Source organism: Rhizobium sp. BK060, assembly GCF_014193145.1.
In the GTDB taxonomy this organism is placed as follows: domain Bacteria; phylum Pseudomonadota; class Alphaproteobacteria; order Rhizobiales; family Rhizobiaceae; genus Rhizobium.
Window position 1 is genome coordinate 62,349 of sequence record NZ_JACHYW010000003.1, and the last position, 18,379, is coordinate 80,727.

Here is an 18,379-nt window from a genome sequence, read left to right on the forward strand (position 1 = left end):
CTATAAAGGACCAAGTGATACTCGATTCGGTATCAAGAAAATGTTTCGACTGTTAGTCATGACGAATCAGGCGTCGATTAGAGTATCTGGAGGCTCACTTGCGCATTTTTGACTTGCTTGAATCTCGATGGAAATGGTCGACGTCGGTCGGCACGATTGAACGTCTGAGGCGTCTAGCTAACGATCTCGAGGCCGTGGCTGAAGGGCGGACCGAAGAAACTTCCGCCACTTTGATGACGTCATGGTCGTTCGGAACTCGGCCGGCCCCATGCCTTGTAGGGCACGCGTTCGGCCATCCCAGCATTGGCGACGGACGGCGCGCCATCACAAGCGAGGTCTACTACGTTGATCCAGACCGCCGTTTAGCTCGGACTCTCTCGCGCTGGTACAGGCTCGGTTCATATGAGCCGCCTGAGACCGGATATGACGTTATGTCGGTCGACCGCCGATAGGACCTCTACGCAGTCGGTTAGGAGACTTCAATGCCGATTAAGCAGTCCGGCAAAAGGCTTCGCGTGCCTTGGCGCTTGAAGCTGGACGAAAACGACCTGCCTGTTACCTTGCCTGTGTTTATGGCGTACTGCGCTGTGGCCGGCGCACTTCGGCCATGGAACAGGCTCGGCACGAAGAGCATCGTGACGCTGGTCACGACCGATGACTTTTACTATCCTGTTTTCGCCGAGGCCGCTCGGTTCTTTGCGTCGCAAATCTGGCAATCCCAGAGGTTCCACGGCAACGTCTTACAATGGAGCGACAAGAATTTTCGTCATGAGGCGGAAGCACTGCGTGACGAGAGCGCCATACTATTCGCCTCGCCGTCATACCAAATCCAAGAAGACGATCGGCTGCTCTCGGACGCCGTGGTGCCCCTCGCGCCTCGTACAGCCAGACACGCCGAGGCCGCGCTACGGCGGGCGGGTCTTCCTATTACTGACGAGAGTGTTGACCTTCTTCTAGGTGAGCCGTGGTCGCGCCTGAGCAGGGCTTTCCAAGATCGACGCGGTTCGCTTCAGGCGCTACAGCGGTTGCGAAGTCTTCCAAAACCCGCACCCGCGCTACCAGCCGACCGGGAGGACGAACGGCCACCGCCAACGATCGGGCCAACACTCTCTGACATGCACGGGTTCGGCAGCCTTGTTGAATGGGGTTACGATCTCGCGAAGGATATCGCAGATTTCAGGGCAGGGATCATTCCATGGCGCGACGTCGAAAACGGTGTCTTGATTTCCGGACCGCCGGGCGTGGGAAAAACCATGTTCGCCAGTGCCTTGGCCAACAGTTGTGCGATCCCCCTGATCTATGGGTCGGCATCGCGATGGCAAGAAGCCGGAGCGCTCGACGAGCATCTCAAGGCCATGAGGGCGTCCTTTGCCGAGGCCAAGGAGAATGCACCGTCGATCTTGTTCATCGACGAAATTGACGTCTACGGCAACCGCATTGAGACCGACAGGAATAGCGCCTACATACGTGCAGTTATCACGGCGCTACTCCAGTTGCTCGACGGGTTCGAACGTCGCGAGGGGGTGGTCGTCCTTGGAGCGTGCAACCATCCCGACCTCCTGGATTCGGCGATCAAAAGAGCCGGACGACTTGATCGTCATATCGCCGTGCCATTGCCGGATGCAGCATCGCGCAGGTCCATTCTCGAGTTTCATAGCGGCGTGATCATGTGCGCCGCCGACTACGAGTTGTTCGATCTGGCTACCGAAGGTCAGAGCGGCGCGGATATCGAGCGTCTTGTTCGCGATGCCAGGCGCGTTGCGCGGCGGCAATCGCAGAACCTTAACAGCGAGCATATCCTTAGGAACCTTCGACCGCTTACCAAACTCCCCGAGGCCTATTTGCGCTCCCTGGCTATCCATGAGGCTGGCCATGCTGTCGTCAGCTCTGAAGTGGGTCATGCGCCGATCTCTTGCATCAAAATATCGCGCCACAAAGTCGACGACGAAATTCGAGAACTTGGCTACGTCGAGTACCAGCCTCCTGCTCCCCAGCGACGGACGAGACAGTTCTTTGAGAACGCGATCGCAACCTTCTTGGGCGGGATTGCCGCCGAACTGGAGGTGTACGGGTCATTCACCGACGGAGCCGGCGGAGCCGATGGGGCCGACCTCAATCGCGCCACTGATCTTGCCACCGCTCTCGAGGGATCGCTTGGCATGGGGCATACGCTGGTCGCTGGACGGTTCGAACAGAGCGAGGCCACCAATTTGCGCCTTTACCTGCCCGAACTGAGGCGCGAGGTCCATGACATACTCGAAACCCAGCTTGCGCGCGCGAGGGCAATAATCCGCGCACAGCGGCCAGCGTTGGACGCGGTTGCCGACCGACTGCTCGAAGCGGGGGAACTGGCTGGCGAGGAGGTGCGTGAGATCATCGGCCACCATCGCCGTTTCACCGTCAGTCTCGCGAAACCACCGCGAAGGGCAGGGATGTGATGGCCAAACGATCGAAGCCGAGCAAAACCGTGGTCGTGAAAGCCGCCCAGCCTGGCTCGCTGGGCGAGGCCCTTGATGAGGTCGGATACCAGCCGCTCGGGCGGCGGATCATAGTCGGCCGCTCCGGTAGGGGGACCCCGCCGCCGCTATGGATCGAACCCGTCATAGAGTTTGTTTCCAGCGTCTTACCTCGGGACCCGAATGGCACTTGGGAGCACTATTGCGTCAGTGCGTTAGAATTGGGATGTGAACTCCTCGTTCGTCTCGGCCGGGCGAAACACGCAGGTCACGGAGCCAGGCCGGTTGCCGTCGCTTTGTCCCCGGACCTGTCCCTTCGATGGGACGATGTGGCCACGGTTGTCATCTCATTGGCAGCACAAATGAGCATTCTGCGTTTCCGTGACTTCGTCGGGACTTCCGCCAGCCCAGCTGGACTTCTCAGTCCTAACATCCAGGCCGCCGACGGAAGCGGGCCAGCTTATCTGGACCCGGACACCTTCGCGGTATTTCTTAGCCTGGGATTGATCCAGGACGGGACCTGGACCGAAGTTGCAGAAACAATCTTATGGCGAGCGAATCCTCAGAAATGGGCAGTTGATTTTACCAGTGACGAGCGATTTCGACGAGCATGCGACGTGGCCTTGGCCACCATTCCATCAGATATCGCGACCGAAATCGACCGCGTGGCGACCATCAAGGAGCAGGACATCATTGGTTGGCTTGCGATACCGGAACGATACGCCCGTGAACCGAAGACGAGGAAAGATGCTCTCGAAGCTCTTCAGACTTGGGCGCAAACCGACCTCGATGCCATCTTTGTCAGACGCTGGCGACTGAGCGACGGCTGGCTCTCCGCTGACGAAGCAAACCGAGGACTCGCGATACAACCTGATCCTGTCGCATCGAAGATGCGTTCCGTCTTCGCCGCTAAATATCTGCCTCAACTCTCTTACCTAGCTGAATAGCGAGACCCTTGATGAAAATCTGGCCGATCTCCGATCTGCATCTCGAATTTGGGGTGCCGTTCAAACACAAGCCCCCGGAAGACGTGGATGTTGTCGTTTGTGCGGGCGACGTTTTAACAAAAGGGATCAAGCCAAGTATCGAATGGCTTCGCCAGAACATCGGGCGGACCAAACCAGTGGTTTTCACCGCCGGGAACCATGAATTCTACGGTGCCTCGGTCTACGAGAGCCTGGATGCCGCCGAGCCGTTCGGCTCCGCGGTCCATTTCCTTGAAAACAGGACCGTTGAGATAGAGGGCGTCCATTTCGTGGGCGGCACCTTGTGGTCCGATTTCCATCTGTTCGGGTTCAATCCGGAAGTCGCGATGTCGTACGCAGCCCATGACATGAATGATTACAAGAAGATCAAGCTCTCCAAAAAGCCGTACGCGAAGTTCAAGCCGGCCCATTCCTACAGGATGCATGTCGAGACCAGAGAGTTCATCGCGTCAGAGCTCCGAAGGATGCGGGGTGAAAAGGTTGTCGTTGTCACCCACCACGCGCCGTCATCCCGTTCGATTGCGAGTGGTTATCGAACTGATCCAATCTCAGCCTCGTATGCATCCGATATGGAGGAACTGATCTTCGAAACCGGGCCGGCGCTGTGGGTTCATGGACACGTTCACCATCGCAACGACTACATGCTGGACGTTTGCAGGGTGGTTTCAAACCCTAGAGGATATCCAGGCGAGCATACCGGGTTCGATCCAGCATTCACTGTGGATTTCTGAAGTCCACGGTTCCAAGCACCAACTCGTGGGCGCGGCGATCGCTATTCTCGACCGCGTACCAGATACCGATCCTGACCCAACGTCGAAAGCGTTGGGCATTTCGAGCCGGTCGGCCAGTGATGAATCCTTCGAAAATCCGGTTTCTCTACGGCGGACGCCGCCCATGCAGGACGCGATGGTCATCGGCTGCCCCGGAAGTTGACCACGCGCAGGACCTGCGAGCTCGTCTCGACCAATTCTGGGTAGAACGGGACGATCGTTCCATAGCCAGGCCATGAAACAATGTGAGTTAGCCACATCAAGGTTGAGCTTCCCCAACCGTCATCGACATTCCGCACGCAGATGTGGGAAACATTGAATTGTTGTGGCAGCCATCGCTACCCACGCTAGAAAGGTGTTTGTTTACCCGCAGTTGAGACCGACCAGGATGAATTTCGATACCTTCTCGCTTGTGAGCTATCCGTTTATCGAAACCCGTAAAGAGTTCCCCGACCTCGCCAAACGGCGGTCTGGGCCTGCGGAAGTGCCCCTGACTGGATATCGCGGGTATTTCGATTTTCTGCAGGCAAGGATCAAAGAAGCCATACCCGGGGACAACCTTTCCTCGCTGCTCTCGAACTATTTGACGACTGTCGGCCAGGCGTCGACCAACATCGGTCCTATGTTGATGTCGCCGCTTACGGTTAGCTACGTCAACGAGTTTGCTGCTCGGTGGAGTTCGATGTTAGAGGGGGCGGCCTCAGTAGAACATCTTGAGACGATCCTTGCTGCGACAGCGGCGTTCCTTGTGGAGACGAGTAAGGCAAACCAGGGCGAGTTCAATCTCTCCAGCACTCGATACGGCGCGGCGATCATCTCCGAAATGGGGAGCTACAACGCGTGGCTTGTAAGCGACGACATCACCCGCGGAACCCGGAAGCAACATACTGATGCACTCGATGAGTTTGCGGTTCAAACCAAACAGTCCTTCGACAATGCCCTCGAAATCTTAAAGACCGGTCAGCAAGCTATTGGAGAGCTGAGAACGGAGAATGCCACGGCACTCAAGGAGGTGGCCGAGGCGAAGCTCGAGCTCGATCGCGCTCAGTCATTTTTCAAGTCGTCGCTCAACGCCTCGAACCACGCTCTCAAAACGACGACCGAGGGCTTCGAAGCCTTGGCTGCTGAGGTTTCAACCCGAAAGGACAATATCGAAGCTTTCAAGGAGGCTCTCAGGGAGGAGGCCAAAATTGAGGCTGCCAAGCAGTTATGGGATCAACGGGCGACCGCAGCGTCGCGAGGATTTTGGACGTCCGCCATCCTGCTTTTCCTGACTCTCGTGTTCATCCCGGTAATGGGTTTTTGCAAGTTGGATAGTGTCATCGCCGTCCTCCGCCACATCAGCGAAACAACACTGATTGGCATCGATCAGTCGAAGGCCGAGGGCGGGGTGATGCTCGGACTGGCGATCAACCGGATCGTTATCGTCACCGTCCCACTGGCACTGTATTTCTGGATGGTCCGAATGTTGGTCCGCTTCAACCTTCGATCGCAGGTACTCATGGACGATGCGAGACAGCGGCATACCATGATGAACACGTACTTCCACCTCATCGAGAAGCAATCTGCCGTGAAGGAGGATCGCGCTCTCATTCTTAATGCGCTCTTCCGCCCGACGCCGGGTCAGCAGAACGATTCCGTCGATCCTCCAAACTTTACAGAGCTGATGGACAAGGCAATCGGACGACATTGAGCCAGCTACGCCTTACCTTGGTCGCAAATTTCGATGACGGGCATCCGACAGCGGCTCGTCTTCATCGAGGTTGCCATCGCTGGCCGTGTCGAATTCGTTGAGGCTGCGCCGCGATCGCTGTCCTAGCGCCCCTGGGGAGGAGGCGTTTGGTTTGGTTCCGGAATATTGGGCGAGGGTTGGGTCGCTGCAGGTTGTTGGGCAGAAGGTGGCTTCTCCGCATCAGGAGCGGTCGCCTTGTCGACCGTTGGTGCCAATAGTGTTTCAGGCGACGGTAACGGCGTTTCAGCTGTTGGCGTAGTTGCTACCGCATGCGAGGCCCGCCAATCCTTGATGCCCCGCCAAATCTCCGGTCCGGATATCACCGTGACGGCAGCCAAAAGGCCAATCGCCAGTATTCCGCTGATCCAGGATGCCGTGGAGAAAGCGCTCTCTGCCCTCTGGGCTGGCCCTAGTACCATTCTCTGATATTCGTCCTCCGGGAGGAACCGGTACAGGCGATTTCTCCACTGATCTCGTAGATCGCGCTGTATGTTGACAAACTGGTTGCCCGTCCAGATCGTGCCGCCGACGTAAATGGCGAGCACAAAACCGATCAGGAGTACCGCGGCGGCCACAGTCAGATTGCTTGGGGCCATGGTCAACCTGGCGACGATCAACGCGATTCCACCGAACATCGCGCCACTGACCGCACCAGCGAGCTGGCGCGTGGTGTCGCCGAGTTTGGCGGCCTCATCGGACACAGCTTTGCGGAGGTCGGCCAAGGCTTTCAATGTGTCAGCACTGATTTTGTGCAGTCCCATCTCGTAGGCGATCTTCGCACCTTCAAGTACGGCTTTGCCCGAATTGACGTACAGTGCGGGTAAGCTGTTAGAGCCGGGTGCCACACGCGAGAGTTCGGCCGTCAGCAAGATGTGACGGGTCTCCGTTTCTTTGGGCACGGAGAATGTCCAACGGGCACATGCCTGGAGCGCCTCGAAACCGTCTGCACCCATACTCGCTGCCATCTCATCCAAGACGTCATAGCGGGTCACGGGTGTTCCCTTCAACAAGACCGTTTTCGATCCTTCGATCTCGTTGGCAAGACTGATGGAAAGGTTCAACGCCGCGGCATCTGCCCACACCCGTGTCGTCGTATCGGAAAGATCGACCTGTGAATTTGACCTCAATATCCAAGGAGAAACGTCGCCTGGCACAACACGAACCTGGCCACTCTCCTTGACGACCGCGCGTGGATCGGAGGAGAGCATTTCCGGCTCGAAGTCATCACCCGGACCATTCCGGGTAGTGAATTTAACGGAAAGCGTTTCAAAGCCTACTGCGAGAAGGCTGACCTCGACGACCGGGTGAGCGGGAGAACGTCCCAGCCAATCTTTGAGGCCAGCATTTGTGAGGATGTGATCACGTCCCTCAACGACGGTGGGCTTCTTGGCCTTAATTCGGAAAGGTTCGTATTCGGCTTCAAGCTGATCCCGTGTGACGACAGCTGGCGATCCGTCTTCGATGGAATGGTCCCATCCGAGAACCTCCAATTTGCGGACGAGTTCGCCCGCGTCGGCAGCGGACAGCTTACCTACGACAATGTCACAGGTGTGTTCGGTGATCAGCGCTCGACCCGCGAGTGCCCAGGCATCAAGCGCCTCGGCGAGCTCTCTTTCCAGCGAAATCATCTTCCACCAAGGCTTGCGATGTTTTGATTACGATAACCCATCCGCCTTTGTCGTCCTCAGTTAGCGTGACAGCCCGGTTTTCCTGGTCGCCCGGATATTCAATTAATACGTCTTCCGCTGTCCTGACCTTCATGCGAGGGGCTCGTTTGAGTGTTCTAGGGTCAGGTTTAAACGACACCCCTGTCAACTTCTGGCTCTTGAGGTGACGATCAAGCGACTTGTCGATCTCCGCACGGATATCTTCAGCGGGACGACCGGCGGCGACGAAGATCGCTTCCCTGATCGCCTCGTCGTCCACGGTATCGCGGCCGCTGAGAGATTCCTTGGTGACGTTCAGCGCCAGCTTTGCATCTTTCCCTGGTAGGTGCTTCTTGCAGTCCCGCAGCGTGTCACGGAGAACCATGCTCAGCCTGTCGCTCAGCTCCTTGGTGTCGCGGTCGCGACGGACTTCCAGGAATTTCTGGAAGTAGTCCGTCAGGTCCGGCGCTTCGCCCATCCTGTCGAACGCCGACACCTCACCCTCGACGACGCCATCCTTTACGCGAATGAGGCATGATTTCTGGATGGCGCGCTTTTCTTTGACGAAAGCTTGCACAATCTGCCGGAAGGCGTTCTTGCCGTCTTTCGCATATAACTCGACGGCCTCGCGGTAGTCGTACTTGATGAGGCTGTAGAATGAGGTCTTAGGGTCGTAGGTGCCGAGTTCGAAGACGAAAAACGCACCGCCACTACTCGAGCCAACATGGTCCAACTTGAACCGGCGAGCAAGTTCTTGGCCGCCCTCTTCGAACGTTTTGCCACCGGTCGCCATTTCCTTCAAAAGAGCGCGGGTCGCTGATCTCTCGTCGAATTTGTGAACCGGGCTAACCGCAGCGTCTACGATGCGCGCGAGGAAGAAAGCTATATGCGGGTCTTCGTCTACCGGAAGCGCAGGCTGAGGTGCGAAGTCTTGTTTTCCGCCGACCACATGCACAATCATCTTCTTGATCGAGATGCTGTCGAACTCGGCGTCATTAAAAAAACTCAAGAATGCCCCCCGGGAGTCGCCTGAAATGTACAGTAAAAGATGTATTCTATTCAGGATATACACGTGATTCGGGCGTTTCACTACTGAAGGCAGACCGGAAAGGTGCCGTTTTGGGCCCACATCTCGAACTGAAGCCAAAGTCAAAAAGTTGGTCAGCGTTGCTTCAGCTGGTGGTGGTCGGAAAACCGCAATCGGAGCTTGTCATTGGGTGCAGTCCGTCTCGCCCGCAGTGCCCGACACCTACTCTCCGGGAAGTCTGGCAAACGGTGGCGCATGAACCAATCGGCGATCCGGTCGATCCAAGTCGACCCAATCAAGGGTTCCGTCATGATGAATGCCGTCGACACCCAGCTGTCCATCGATCTCATAGAAACCCAGCGCAAGGTGACGAGCATGGCCATAGGTCACTCCGCTAATGCCCCAAGCCTCCCAAAAGCCCTCTACTCGAACTGCAAAGTTGATCGCGCCCAACTGCTGAGTGCTCGGGTAGGCGATCGCGTTGATCGCCGGATTCTTGCGAAAGATTGCGCTGGCGACGTGCGAAGAAATCTCATGGTCGTCCTGGCCGACGAAACAATGATGGAGGAACGCGTCGGTAATGAGCAGCGAGCGGACGTCGTTGCGATCGCAGGCATTTAACATTCCGGACACAGTATCTGAAAGGTCACCGGACAGATATCCGCGACCGGTTCGCTGTATTTGCAGCATTTCTCCGATAGGTGCTACTCGAATGGAGCAGGCTTCCCGAATAACAAAGTCTGTTATGACCACCCGACTGTCGGCGACCCGGCACTCACGCAGGGAGGTTTCTGGGCGATCGGCAAGGTAAATCACTTGGAAGCCCACCGGGTTGGCCCGGCCAAGTCTCGCCGGAACATCGGTCCGCCAAATAAGTCCATCCACGTTTTCCGGTATCTCATCGGGAAGGAGTGGGCGGCATCTCCGATAAGTCGATCCGGAACCCCATTGCATATTGTTTGTCGGATGGACCGCGACAGCGCATTCGATGGCGACTTTCTTTTCGGCAATCGACATCTTAGAAAAATTGTCGACGAGGGCGACAATCTCGGCCAGCGGCATTGGAGGGAAGGCTTGCGTAATGGTCGGTGGCATCTACAGTCCCCAAACGCTCATCTTGTGGCCGGCGGAATTGATCGAAAGCGAGCTGCGAGCTGTTTTTCCAAGGCTTCAAGACCCTCGCCGTTGTTTAGATACTTGAGGAAACGATGGTGCCGGAGGTCTGCTGGAACGTCGGCATCACTCTGAGTAATTGGGACAACATGCTTTCCCAAGGTGTGTGCGATACCCGCCTCGTAGAAAACGTTTGGATTCTTGTCGGTGAAGTCACAGACAACGATATGGGACCGCGCAATGAGATCGAAAATATCTTGAATGAGAACCGAGTTTTGCCAGATGTCGTCAGCGCGAATACAGGTAAAAAGGGTGTTTGCGGCGGCCCGTTTGATAGCTTCGTACACCGGGGTGAAGCTCGCAGAAAATGGCATCATGACCGACACAAGATCGGGCTGCTGTCTGACGTCCTGTAATTTGAATACGGTAGGCTGGATGTAGAAACGAGGTTCTTGAGTTTGCTCGCTGGACAGGGAGACCCCGCCACCTTGGAGTTTGCCGACGTAGTCGGCTATGATCTCGAAATTGGATGGGTCCCGCTCGACCATGGAATTCAAGATGGTCAATGCATTGCCATCGTAGTCAGTGTCTTCGAAAGAAAGACTACGCAGCAGCCGCGGATGGTGCTTCACGAGATCATAACAGTCGGTGAGCGTTCCGAGCTCGAGCCAATTGTTTTCATTGAAGAGTTTAGTGATCGGGGTTTTGAGCACAAGTAGGGCCCGGCGCGTCGACGGTTCTACGTACATGTCGAGTCTTCCAGTTAAGTTCGGCTTTTCGCTTTAGGACGCCGCCAGTGTCACGAGCCGTGGCGAGAGTTGCGAGGCCAGCGTGGCAAGGCCTTCGCCGTTGTTCAGATACTGGATGTATCTATGGTGACGGAGGTCGAAAGGCACGTCGTCATGGTGTTGCGTGATGGGAACGACGTGGCGGCCGAGCATATGGGCGATACCTGCTTCGTAAAAGACATTGGGATTCTTCCCGCTGAAATCGCACACCACGACATGAGACCTATAAATCAGCGAAAATATCTCCTGTATTAGCACAGAGTGCTCCCAGATATCGTTCGCCTTCTGGGCGTGGAGACCAGCTGACTCGGCCGCTTGCGAAATTGCGGAGTACACGCGGTCGAACCCGGCGGTAAACGGCATCATCACTGCGACGAGTCTGCGGTCAACTGGTTGGACAGGAGTTTCAAAAACCTTCGGGGAAACCTGCATCGGTTCCCGCGCCGCCGTCTTCGGTATCAAATAGGGAGCGTGCGGGCTCAGACGCCTGCGGTCTATTATCCGACGCTCGTCGAGGAACGCAATGAGATCGACATTCTTCACTGCCCAGTGGGTGCGATGTCCCTCGAGTTCGCGTTTGCCCATTCTGATGTCGAGCGAGGGGGCCAATTCCAGCATCATGTCGAACGGGATTTCCGGGATGAACGGGTCGAAAGCGAATTTAGCCTGCAGATTCCGGCCCGCGTGTTTGATCTCGTCAAGCCAGCCAATACGTCCGGCTTTTTTGCAGCCGGTTTCGTGCCAGAAGAGCGCGGGAAGGGATAGAAGCTCTTGGATGGCCTTTCCATCTAACGACAGAAAACGTTCTCGAAGATCGTCGTCCGTATATTCACCGAAACGGCCTTTCTCGAGTTCCCACGGAGACTGGTCGAAGGCAGCGTCAAGACCGCTCATCAGCAAATTGTACATCGAGATTTCCAGATATTGCTTTTCTGCAACTCTAAGGCCCCTCGGTAAAAGCAAATTTAAAACTGTGAGGGCCTACCACGAGATTTGGTTGAGCCGTGAAGAAACCAGCGGTTTAAAAATACTCACCAAGAAAATGAAATACCCGACGCCAATAACCCTCGAGACAATCCCCCAAACGGTGATTTGATCGTCGTTGAGGGAGCTAGCCGACACTGTCTCCGCACTGAGGTACGTCGATGGCTCGCTAGCGCCGCCCGACAAATGATCGAAAGACTGAGTCCGTTGCTGCTCGATGTTATCGACGATCTCGAGAAAACGAAGGTCGGTAGAAACTTTAGGTTTCCCCCTGCAGGTCTGGGCTCGGTCAGCTGCTATTGCGCAAGTAAACTTACCCCTGAAACTGCAGGGGTAAGGCTGGCCGTTTGGCGGACAGTTTAAGCGTCAATCAACAGGTCTGCCGTCGGCACAGCCTGGCAAGCCAGGCATGTTTCACCGCCGTCATGGTTGACCTCAATGCGATGCGTGCACTCACCACCCAGGATGCGCACCTCGCACGATTCACACTGGCCGGCGCGGCAGCCATTTGTGATCTTGATTCCTTGCGCTTCGGCGAGCTCGAGCAGCGAGCCGTTTTCCCGCTTCCAGATCACGGTCTTGTCCGACTTGGCGAACGTCACCTTGAAAGGGCCCTCGGGCAGCTTCGTCACATCCACCTGAGCTGCGGTAAACGCCTCTTCGAAGACGAGTTCGCTAGAGTGTCCTACTTCGATAAGGGCCTTCCGTAGTGCGGCTGTCATCGGTGGGGGACCGCAGAAGTAGACTTCCGGGTGCTCCTTGAAGTCATCCAGGAGTACGTCCGCGACGCTGGCGAAACCAACTCGGACGCCGTAGGGCAATTCACCTTCGCCGGCTCCCCATAGGCGGGTGATCGTCAGGGAAGGCATTCTCGCCTGAAGCCGGGTGAGCCGATCGGCAAACGCTTCCGTCTCCTGCGATCTGTTGGCGTAGACCAAATGAACGCGCGGCTGCTGCGGAAGGGTTGCGATTGTTTCGAGGTGCGAGATCATCGGGGTGATGCCAATGCCGCCCGCGACGAGTACGATGGGCCGCGTGGACTCGGCCGGAATGACGAAATGTCCACTCGGAGCCTGAACCTGAATCTTGTGGTCCACGGCAAGGTGTCGGTTCATCACCGTCGACATGCGGCCGTCGGGCAGGTCGGGCCGATCGTGGGGCCGTGGGACGAAACGGACGGCGATCTGGTAGGTCTTTCGCCCTTCCTCGATGGCGGAGCCGACGAGTGAATAGCAACGGATCAGCTGTTCGCCTGAAACCGGATCATTCGTTTGCACGGTGATATGCTGCCCTGGCAGATAGTCGGGCAGGTTTCCACCGTCCAAAGCCTGCAGCCACACCGCGGTGACTTCGTCGGCAACGCGTTGCGTGCGGATGACCTTCATGTCCTTGAAACCACGCCAGCCGCGGAGGCGCTTGGGCCGAGGGTTCACGGGCACGACGTTGCAGGAGAGGGAGCGGTGAGGGGAACTTCCGGAGACGCGATCCAGCCGTTTCCCATCGAGCAGCATGTTGTAGTTCGCGCCGCCGTTGGTGAACGGATCATAGCCGGGAAGAGCCATCTGCCGGTTCGGCTGCCACCAGCCATAAGACGCACGCACGACCCGAGGGTCGAGGCTTTTGTCATGCTTGACGCGCATCTTGATCCAGCCCTTGGCCGTGACGACGTTTGCCCAGTCGCCTTCGTCCAGCATCAGCTCGTCTGCTGTGTCCGGCGCGAGGAATACTGACGGATCGGGCTCGCGCTTGCGAAGCGACGGGATGTTCCGGTGTTGGGAGTGGCAGTAATAGCCGGTTTTCGCCGTCGTCAGCACGAACGGGAACTCCTCGTTCCCTGGGAGGTCGTCCTCTGAGAAGGTCGGAACGGCTGGCTCGCCTTCGCGAAGTAGTACCTCGCTGTAAAGCTCGACGAGCCCCGTTTCCGTTTTGAAACCGGCGACCATTCCGTCGGCTGCCTCGGCGTATTTCTTGTATCGCTGCTCCAACGGCCGGCGGATGCCGCCTGGCGTCCCTTTCAATTCCTCGAGATCAATCCCCAGCGGCTCAAGAATGTGCTGACGACCCGCATCAATGCTTCCGCCAAAGAACTGGTCGCGTAGACCGAGTTCGTCTGCGATCGCAAAGGCGATCTCCGCATCGGAACGGGTTTCGCCGGCGGGCTCCACGAGCTTGGGGCGATACTGAATGTGCTCTTCGGCCGCCAGACCTGAAGTGAACCCCACGCGCATCGCGTCGCGTTCGTAGAAGGTATTCACTGGCAATAGAATGTCGGCGAACCACGAGCTTGGGTTTTCGAACACATCACAGTGGACATAGAAGTCGAGGGCCGCCAAGGCGTCACGGCCGCGCGAGGAGTCGCCGTGGGAAACAGCGAGGTTCGATCCGAAGCCGACCAGCGCGCGCACCTTGTAGGGCTTGCTGTCCAGGACGGCGTTATAGAAGTCGTGGGCGACGACACGACCGACGCTCGGCGGGCCTAGAGGACGCTCCTCGATACCAACCGTTATCCGTTGCAGCTCGGGGGCGAGCAGATGTTCGCCGTGAATGTTGTTGATCGGCTGGCTGGGAAGCAGAACATTGCCGCCTGGCGTGTCATAGCAGCCCTTCATGGTCATCAAACTTGCGAACGCCCGGTCGATCTGTGTGGCGGTCGCGTGCTGACAGAGCCCTGTCCAGGTGTAGTAGGCGGCGCTCTTCGACTGGCCCAAGGCATCCGCAGCGGAGATGATATCTTCGACTGGCACCCAGGTGGCCGCAGAAACCTCCTCGATCGTCCGGGCGTTGGCAGCTGCCCGGAAGTGTTCGAATGCCGTCCGACATTCGATCGGGCCATCGTGGCCTTCCACGACGAAAGAGCCGTTGAGATGAGCGCGCCGGATTTTTTCGCCGTCCGCCTCGTCGTTCTTCGTGACAAACTCGATGCCCGCATCGGTCTTCACCACGTAGCTTTCCTCGGGGGCGTCCAAGTCGATGTCGCGGCCGCGTAGGAACCTGCCGTTGTCTTCCCGTACAAGGAACGCGCCGTTGCTCCAGCGTTGGATGAAGGATTGGTCGTACTGGCCTGTCTCCAGGATGTGCCGGATCATCCCGAGCATAAGAATGCCATCCGACCCGGGACGGACACGAAGCCAGTGGTCAGCGCCGATGGCAAAACCAAAACGCCGTGGGTCGACAACCATGACCTTGGCACCGCGTGCCCTTGCAGCTGCAACCTGGGTGGCCTGATCAAGCCATACGGAACTCGGGTTGAAGCCCCATAGCACGACAAGGTCGGTGCGCGCCCAGTCAGGATAGGGGACCGACGTACCAACGGTCAGCTGATGGGTGCTGTCCCGGTGCCAGTTGCAAATTTCCTGGGTGCTGACCCAGTTCGGCGTCGTTAGGCGAATGAGGCGGTCGATCCAATCGTCGCCATCGCTGATACCGGTGCCGCTAGGGGTGGTCGTCGAGAAAGAAAGGGCCTCTGGCCCATATTGGTCTCGGATGCCGCGGAGCCGCTCGCCAATCTCGCGATATGCCTCTTCCCATGTGATGCGCTCCCAGCCCGGTTCTCCGCCATTCTTTGGCTTAGTGCGGCGTTGCGGATAGAGGAGTCGATCGGGGCTGTAGAGGATTTCGGGGCCGGCCTTTCCTTTGATGCAGAGCGACTTGCCAGTTGGGTGCTCGGGTAGAGGGCCTGCTCCGATAAGCTTGCCATCGCTCACCGTGAACGTTGCCCCACAACGCGATTTGCAAAGAGCACACCAGCCAGCAACCTGTTCAGTCATCGTCATCTCCGATTGATCTGCGCGGGTTCGTAGTTTTCAGACACGAGCCATCCGCGCGGCGAGGGGCCGCGCTAACGACAGAGCTATCCTAATTCCACAAGCTGCGTTCCGGTAGGTTCGAGGCAACGGCTCCTCCGTCTCGACTTACCCGCTAGTCCACAGTGACCCGAACGTTTCGCTGTTTTTCTAATTTCATTTATGAAACTTTGTGTCAAGATGTGTTATGAAGTTGACGGTTCCGTATCCGGCATCCGCAAAAGAGAAACACGCTAGGGGACATACATGTTGGACATGAGTACTACGACCCGAAGGCCGCCACCGATGATCGGTCAGGTCCTTCGCGAAAGGCGCGGACACCACGGTTGGACCCTTGCGGACGTCGCCGAGAAAACGGGAATTTCGAAGTCCACCCTATCGAAGATTGAGAACGACCTTATCTCTCCCTCCTATCAAACCATCATCCAGCTTTGCGCTGGGCTCGATATCGAGATCGGTGACCTCCTTTCTCCCAACCCAGTCGGCGATGAAGCCAAGCAATTGATGGGCAGACGGAGCGTCAGCCGCCAGCACGAAGGGCTGGTCATGGAGGACGATAACTACCGTTATGTATACCTATGCACTGATATTGCGCATAAACGCATTGTTCCTATGGTCATTGACGTGACGGCGGACTCGCTCAATCGTGTCGAGGGTCTCTGGACCCACGTTGGCGAAGAGTATCTCTATGTGCTGAAGGGCTCGATCACGCTGTATACCTCGCTCTATGAAGACACCGTGCTGGAGACGGGGGATAGCGTCTATTTCGATAGCACCATGGGGCACGCCTATATTGCCGCAGGCGATGCGCCGGCACAGCTTCTCGTCATGTGCTCCAGCGCCACTCCCAACCTGGCTCAGACCCTTCGGGAAATGCTCAAGCAACGCTTGACCGCGAAGATCGACTGACGTGTGAATGTTTTTCGAAATTTCCTTTAAGAAACTCTTGACAACTTTTGCCCTGGAAATCATTCTCCGCGTGTAAGACGCACAATGCGTTCCCGAGGAGTTACCATGAGCACGAATTCACCCAGCCAGCTTTGGCAGCTGCTGCAGGCCGCGACAATTGTTGATCTTTCCGTTCTGACGGGCCCGGACATGCCGTGTTCGCCGCCGGAAGGCCAGCGAATGAACCAGTACCTTTTTAATACCTACACCGACCCGCGTGGCGTCTTCCTCGAATACGTCCAGATTCACGACGACCATACCGGGACGCATATCGACGCCCCGTCGCACTTCACGCCGTCGCTGGAAAGCGGTCTCCCGCACGCCACGGAATTCGGCACTGTTACGATCGAGCAGCTCGACCTCAAGCAGCTGATCGGCCCTGCCACAGTCGTCGACGTTCGTCCGCTGGTCGAAGCCGCCCCGAAGGGCACGAGCACCCATCTCGCCGAGAGCCCGTGGATCACGCGTGCCTTCCTCGAGCGTTGGGAAAAGGAAAACGGTGAGTTCCAGGCTGGCGAAATCGTCCTGTTCCGCTCGGACTGGTCCGACAAGTACTACAAGCCGCTGCCTGAGGGCTTCGCTTACGACCGTTCGCATCCGGCACCGCACGCAGACGCCATCGAGCTCCTCTATGAGCGTGGTGTTCGCCACATCGGTATCGACGGTCGCGGCATCGGCGCGATGCAGGACGACAACACGCCGCACTGGGCCGCTCTCGGCCGCGGCATGTACGCTACCGAAAATCTGACCAACCTTGGCAAGCTCCCGACGCGCGGCGCGGTCTTCATCTTCCTGCCGCACAAGTTCAAGGGCGCGACCGGCGGCATGGGTCGTGCGATCGCACTGGTCGGCTAAAGCCCGACAGTAAGACTGCAAAAATTGGGAGTTTTAAGCGTCGGGGCCGCGGCCCCGACGAACGGAATCCCTTTGCCCGCGAAGAGGCAAGGGGAATTGGGTCGCCCCATTGGCGAGAACGCAATACAAAAAGAGGGTGAATGAAATGATCTACCATCATGCAAAGAAGCTCGTTCTGGGTTCCGTGTTTGCCTCTGCTCTCGCCATCGCTGGCGGCGCATCGGCAGCCGACACTGTCGGTCTGATCACGAAGACCAACGCAAACCCGTTCTTCGTCAAGATGCGGGAAGGTGCCGAGGCGAAGGCCAAGGAACTCGGTCTCACGCTCCAGACGTTCGCTGGAAAATACAACGGCGACAACGACTCCCAGGTTCAGGCGATTGAAAACCTGATTTCGTCTGGCGCAAAGGGTTTCGCGATCACGCCGAACGACTCCGTGGCAATCGTGCCCGCGATCAAGAAGGCACGTGACGCCGGCCTCCTCGTCATCGTTCTCGATGCGCCGACCGACCCGATCGATGCGCCGGACGCGACGTTCGCGACCGACAACTTCAAGGCAGGCGAACTGATCGGCCAGTGGGCGAACAAGACACTCGGTGACAAGGCCAAGGACGCAAAGATCGCGTTCATCGATCTCTCGGTCAACCAGACCGCCGTGGACTACCTGCGCGATCAGGGCTTCATGAAGGGCTTTGGCATCGACATCAAGGACCCCAAGAAGATCGGCGACGAAGATGACAAGCGCATCGTCGGACACCAGATCGCCGGCGGCGCGGAAGACAAGGCCCAGGTAGCCTTGGAAACCCTGCTGCAGAAGGAGCCCGGCATCAACGTGGTCTACACCTTCGACGAGGTGACGGCCGCCGGCGCGGCGCAGGCTCTCAAGGGAGTTGGCAAAGACGATGGCAGCGTTCTGATGGTGTCGATCGATGGCGGTTGCCCCGGCGTAACGAACGTCAAGGCCGGTGTGATCAGCGCTACCTCGCAGCAGTATCCGCTGAAGATGGCATCGATGGCCGTCGAAGCGATCGACAAGTTCGTCAAGACTGGTGAGAAGCCCAAGGTCACCGAAGGCCTCCAGTTTACCGACACGGGCGTCTCACTCGTCACGGACAAGCCGATTGACGGCGTTCCGTCCATCTCGTCCGAAGAGGGCCTCAAGGTCTGCTGGGGCAATTAACTCAACATACAATGGCCCACGCGAAACGCGTGGGCCACCTTATCCATAAAAACGCGATCGCATTGCGGATCGCGAAGAAGATAGTCTCGGG

13 protein-coding genes are annotated in these 18,379 nt (G+C 57.5%); 7 read left to right on the forward strand and 6 right to left on the reverse strand.

Annotated features, from left to right (window positions below; all coding sequences use genetic code 11):
* Positions 1 to 482: 482 nt before the first annotated feature.
* From FHT71_RS04155 to FHT71_RS04170, 4 genes are all read left to right on the forward strand, one after another.
* Complete coding sequence (locus FHT71_RS04155; protein ID WP_183718974.1) at positions 483 to 2,438, forward strand: AAA family ATPase; 1,956 nt, start codon at positions 483 to 485, stop codon at positions 2,436 to 2,438.
* A 380-nt stretch (positions 2,439 to 2,818) separates the two neighbouring features.
* The gene (locus FHT71_RS04160) at positions 2,819 to 3,403 is read left to right on the forward strand and encodes a hypothetical protein (protein ID WP_183718976.1); all 585 of its coding nucleotides are present in this window, start codon (positions 2,819 to 2,821) and stop codon (positions 3,401 to 3,403) included.
* Positions 3,404 to 3,414: 11 nt separating this feature from the next.
* Positions 3,415 to 4,173: a metallophosphoesterase gene (locus tag FHT71_RS04165; RefSeq protein WP_183718978.1), complete on the forward strand. Its 759-nt coding sequence runs from the start codon at positions 3,415 to 3,417 to the stop codon at positions 4,171 to 4,173.
* Positions 4,174 to 4,600: 427 nt separating this feature from the next.
* The gene (locus FHT71_RS04170) at positions 4,601 to 5,905 is read left to right on the forward strand and encodes a DUF6161 domain-containing protein (RefSeq protein WP_183718980.1); all 1,305 of its coding nucleotides are present in this window, start codon (positions 4,601 to 4,603) and stop codon (positions 5,903 to 5,905) included.
* 122 nt (positions 5,906 to 6,027) lie between these two features.
* Here FHT71_RS04170 and FHT71_RS04175 read toward each other — a convergent pair whose 3' ends face one another.
* The 6 genes from FHT71_RS04175 to FHT71_RS04200 all read right to left on the reverse strand — a co-directional run bounded on the left by FHT71_RS04175 (position 6,028) and on the right by FHT71_RS04200 (position 15,269).
* Positions 6,028 to 7,572 (reverse strand): hypothetical protein, encoded by a 1,545-nt coding sequence (locus FHT71_RS04175; protein ID WP_183718982.1) that lies wholly within the window; start codon positions 7,570 to 7,572, stop codon positions 6,028 to 6,030.
* Positions 7,535 to 8,662 (reverse strand): nucleoid-associated protein, encoded by a 1,128-nt coding sequence (locus FHT71_RS04180; protein WP_183718984.1) that lies wholly within the window; start codon positions 8,660 to 8,662, stop codon positions 7,535 to 7,537. Before FHT71_RS04180 ends, FHT71_RS04175 begins: the two co-directional genes overlap by 38 nt.
* Before the next feature lie 177 nt (positions 8,663 to 8,839).
* Positions 8,840 to 9,712 carry an RES domain-containing protein gene (locus FHT71_RS04185; protein ID WP_183718986.1) on the reverse strand — a complete coding sequence of 291 codons (873 nt, stop codon included), beginning with the start codon at positions 9,710 to 9,712 and terminating at the stop codon, positions 8,840 to 8,842.
* Positions 9,713 to 9,729: 17 nt separating this feature from the next.
* The gene (locus FHT71_RS04190; protein ID WP_183718988.1) at positions 9,730 to 10,479 is read right to left on the reverse strand and encodes a hypothetical protein; all 750 of its coding nucleotides are present in this window, start codon (positions 10,477 to 10,479) and stop codon (positions 9,730 to 9,732) included.
* Between the two features lie 33 nt (positions 10,480 to 10,512).
* A complete protein-coding gene (locus tag FHT71_RS31330) occupies positions 10,513 to 11,418 on the reverse strand; it encodes a hypothetical protein (RefSeq protein ID WP_246717947.1) in 906 nt (301 codons plus the stop codon).
* A gap of 443 nt (positions 11,419 to 11,861) precedes the next feature.
* Positions 11,862 to 15,269, reverse strand: a complete 3,408-nt coding sequence (locus tag FHT71_RS04200) for a molybdopterin-dependent oxidoreductase (RefSeq protein WP_183718990.1) — start codon at positions 15,267 to 15,269, stop codon at positions 11,862 to 11,864.
* A gap of 291 nt (positions 15,270 to 15,560) precedes the next feature.
* On the opposite strand from FHT71_RS04200, the gene FHT71_RS04205 reads away from it, so the two are divergent.
* The 3 genes from FHT71_RS04205 to FHT71_RS04215 all read left to right on the forward strand — a co-directional run bounded on the left by FHT71_RS04205 (position 15,561) and on the right by FHT71_RS04215 (position 18,288).
* A complete protein-coding gene (locus tag FHT71_RS04205; RefSeq protein ID WP_183718992.1) occupies positions 15,561 to 16,214 on the forward strand; it encodes an XRE family transcriptional regulator in 654 nt (217 codons plus the stop codon).
* A 105-nt stretch (positions 16,215 to 16,319) separates the two neighbouring features.
* Positions 16,320 to 17,108 carry a cyclase family protein gene (locus tag FHT71_RS04210; RefSeq protein ID WP_183718994.1) on the forward strand — a complete coding sequence of 263 codons (789 nt, stop codon included), beginning with the start codon at positions 16,320 to 16,322 and terminating at the stop codon, positions 17,106 to 17,108.
* 145 nt (positions 17,109 to 17,253) lie between these two features.
* Positions 17,254 to 18,288 (forward strand): substrate-binding domain-containing protein, encoded by a 1,035-nt coding sequence (locus tag FHT71_RS04215; protein WP_183718996.1) that lies wholly within the window; start codon positions 17,254 to 17,256, stop codon positions 18,286 to 18,288.
* The last annotated feature ends 91 nt before the right edge of the window (positions 18,289 to 18,379 follow it).

Excerpts from the sequence above, each read along its gene's own strand:
- FHT71_RS04155 (WP_183718974.1), top strand. The coding sequence starts at position 483 with ATGCCGATTAAGCAGTCCGGCAAAAGGCTTCGCGTGCCTTGGCGCTTG.
- FHT71_RS04160 (WP_183718976.1), top strand. The coding sequence starts at position 2,819 with ATGAGCATTCTGCGTTTCCGTGACTTCGTCGGGACTTCCGCCAGCCCA.
- FHT71_RS04165 (WP_183718978.1), top strand. The coding sequence starts at position 3,415 with ATGAAAATCTGGCCGATCTCCGATCTGCATCTCGAATTTGGGGTGCCG.
- FHT71_RS04170 (WP_183718980.1), top strand. The coding sequence starts at position 4,601 with ATGAATTTCGATACCTTCTCGCTTGTGAGCTATCCGTTTATCGAAACC.
- FHT71_RS04175 (WP_183718982.1), bottom strand. The coding sequence starts at position 7,572 with ATGATTTCGCTGGAAAGAGAGCTCGCCGAGGCGCTTGATGCCTGGGCA.
- FHT71_RS04185 (WP_183718986.1), bottom strand. The coding sequence starts at position 9,712 with ATGCCACCGACCATTACGCAAGCCTTCCCTCCAATGCCGCTGGCCGAG.
- FHT71_RS04190 (WP_183718988.1), bottom strand. The coding sequence starts at position 10,479 with ATGTACGTAGAACCGTCGACGCGCCGGGCCCTACTTGTGCTCAAAACC.
- FHT71_RS04200 (WP_183718990.1), bottom strand. The coding sequence starts at position 15,269 with ATGACTGAACAGGTTGCTGGCTGGTGTGCTCTTTGCAAATCGCGTTGT.
- FHT71_RS04205 (WP_183718992.1), top strand. The coding sequence starts at position 15,561 with ATGAGTACTACGACCCGAAGGCCGCCACCGATGATCGGTCAGGTCCTT.
- FHT71_RS04210 (WP_183718994.1), top strand. The coding sequence starts at position 16,320 with ATGAGCACGAATTCACCCAGCCAGCTTTGGCAGCTGCTGCAGGCCGCG.
- FHT71_RS04215 (WP_183718996.1), top strand. The coding sequence starts at position 17,254 with ATGATCTACCATCATGCAAAGAAGCTCGTTCTGGGTTCCGTGTTTGCC.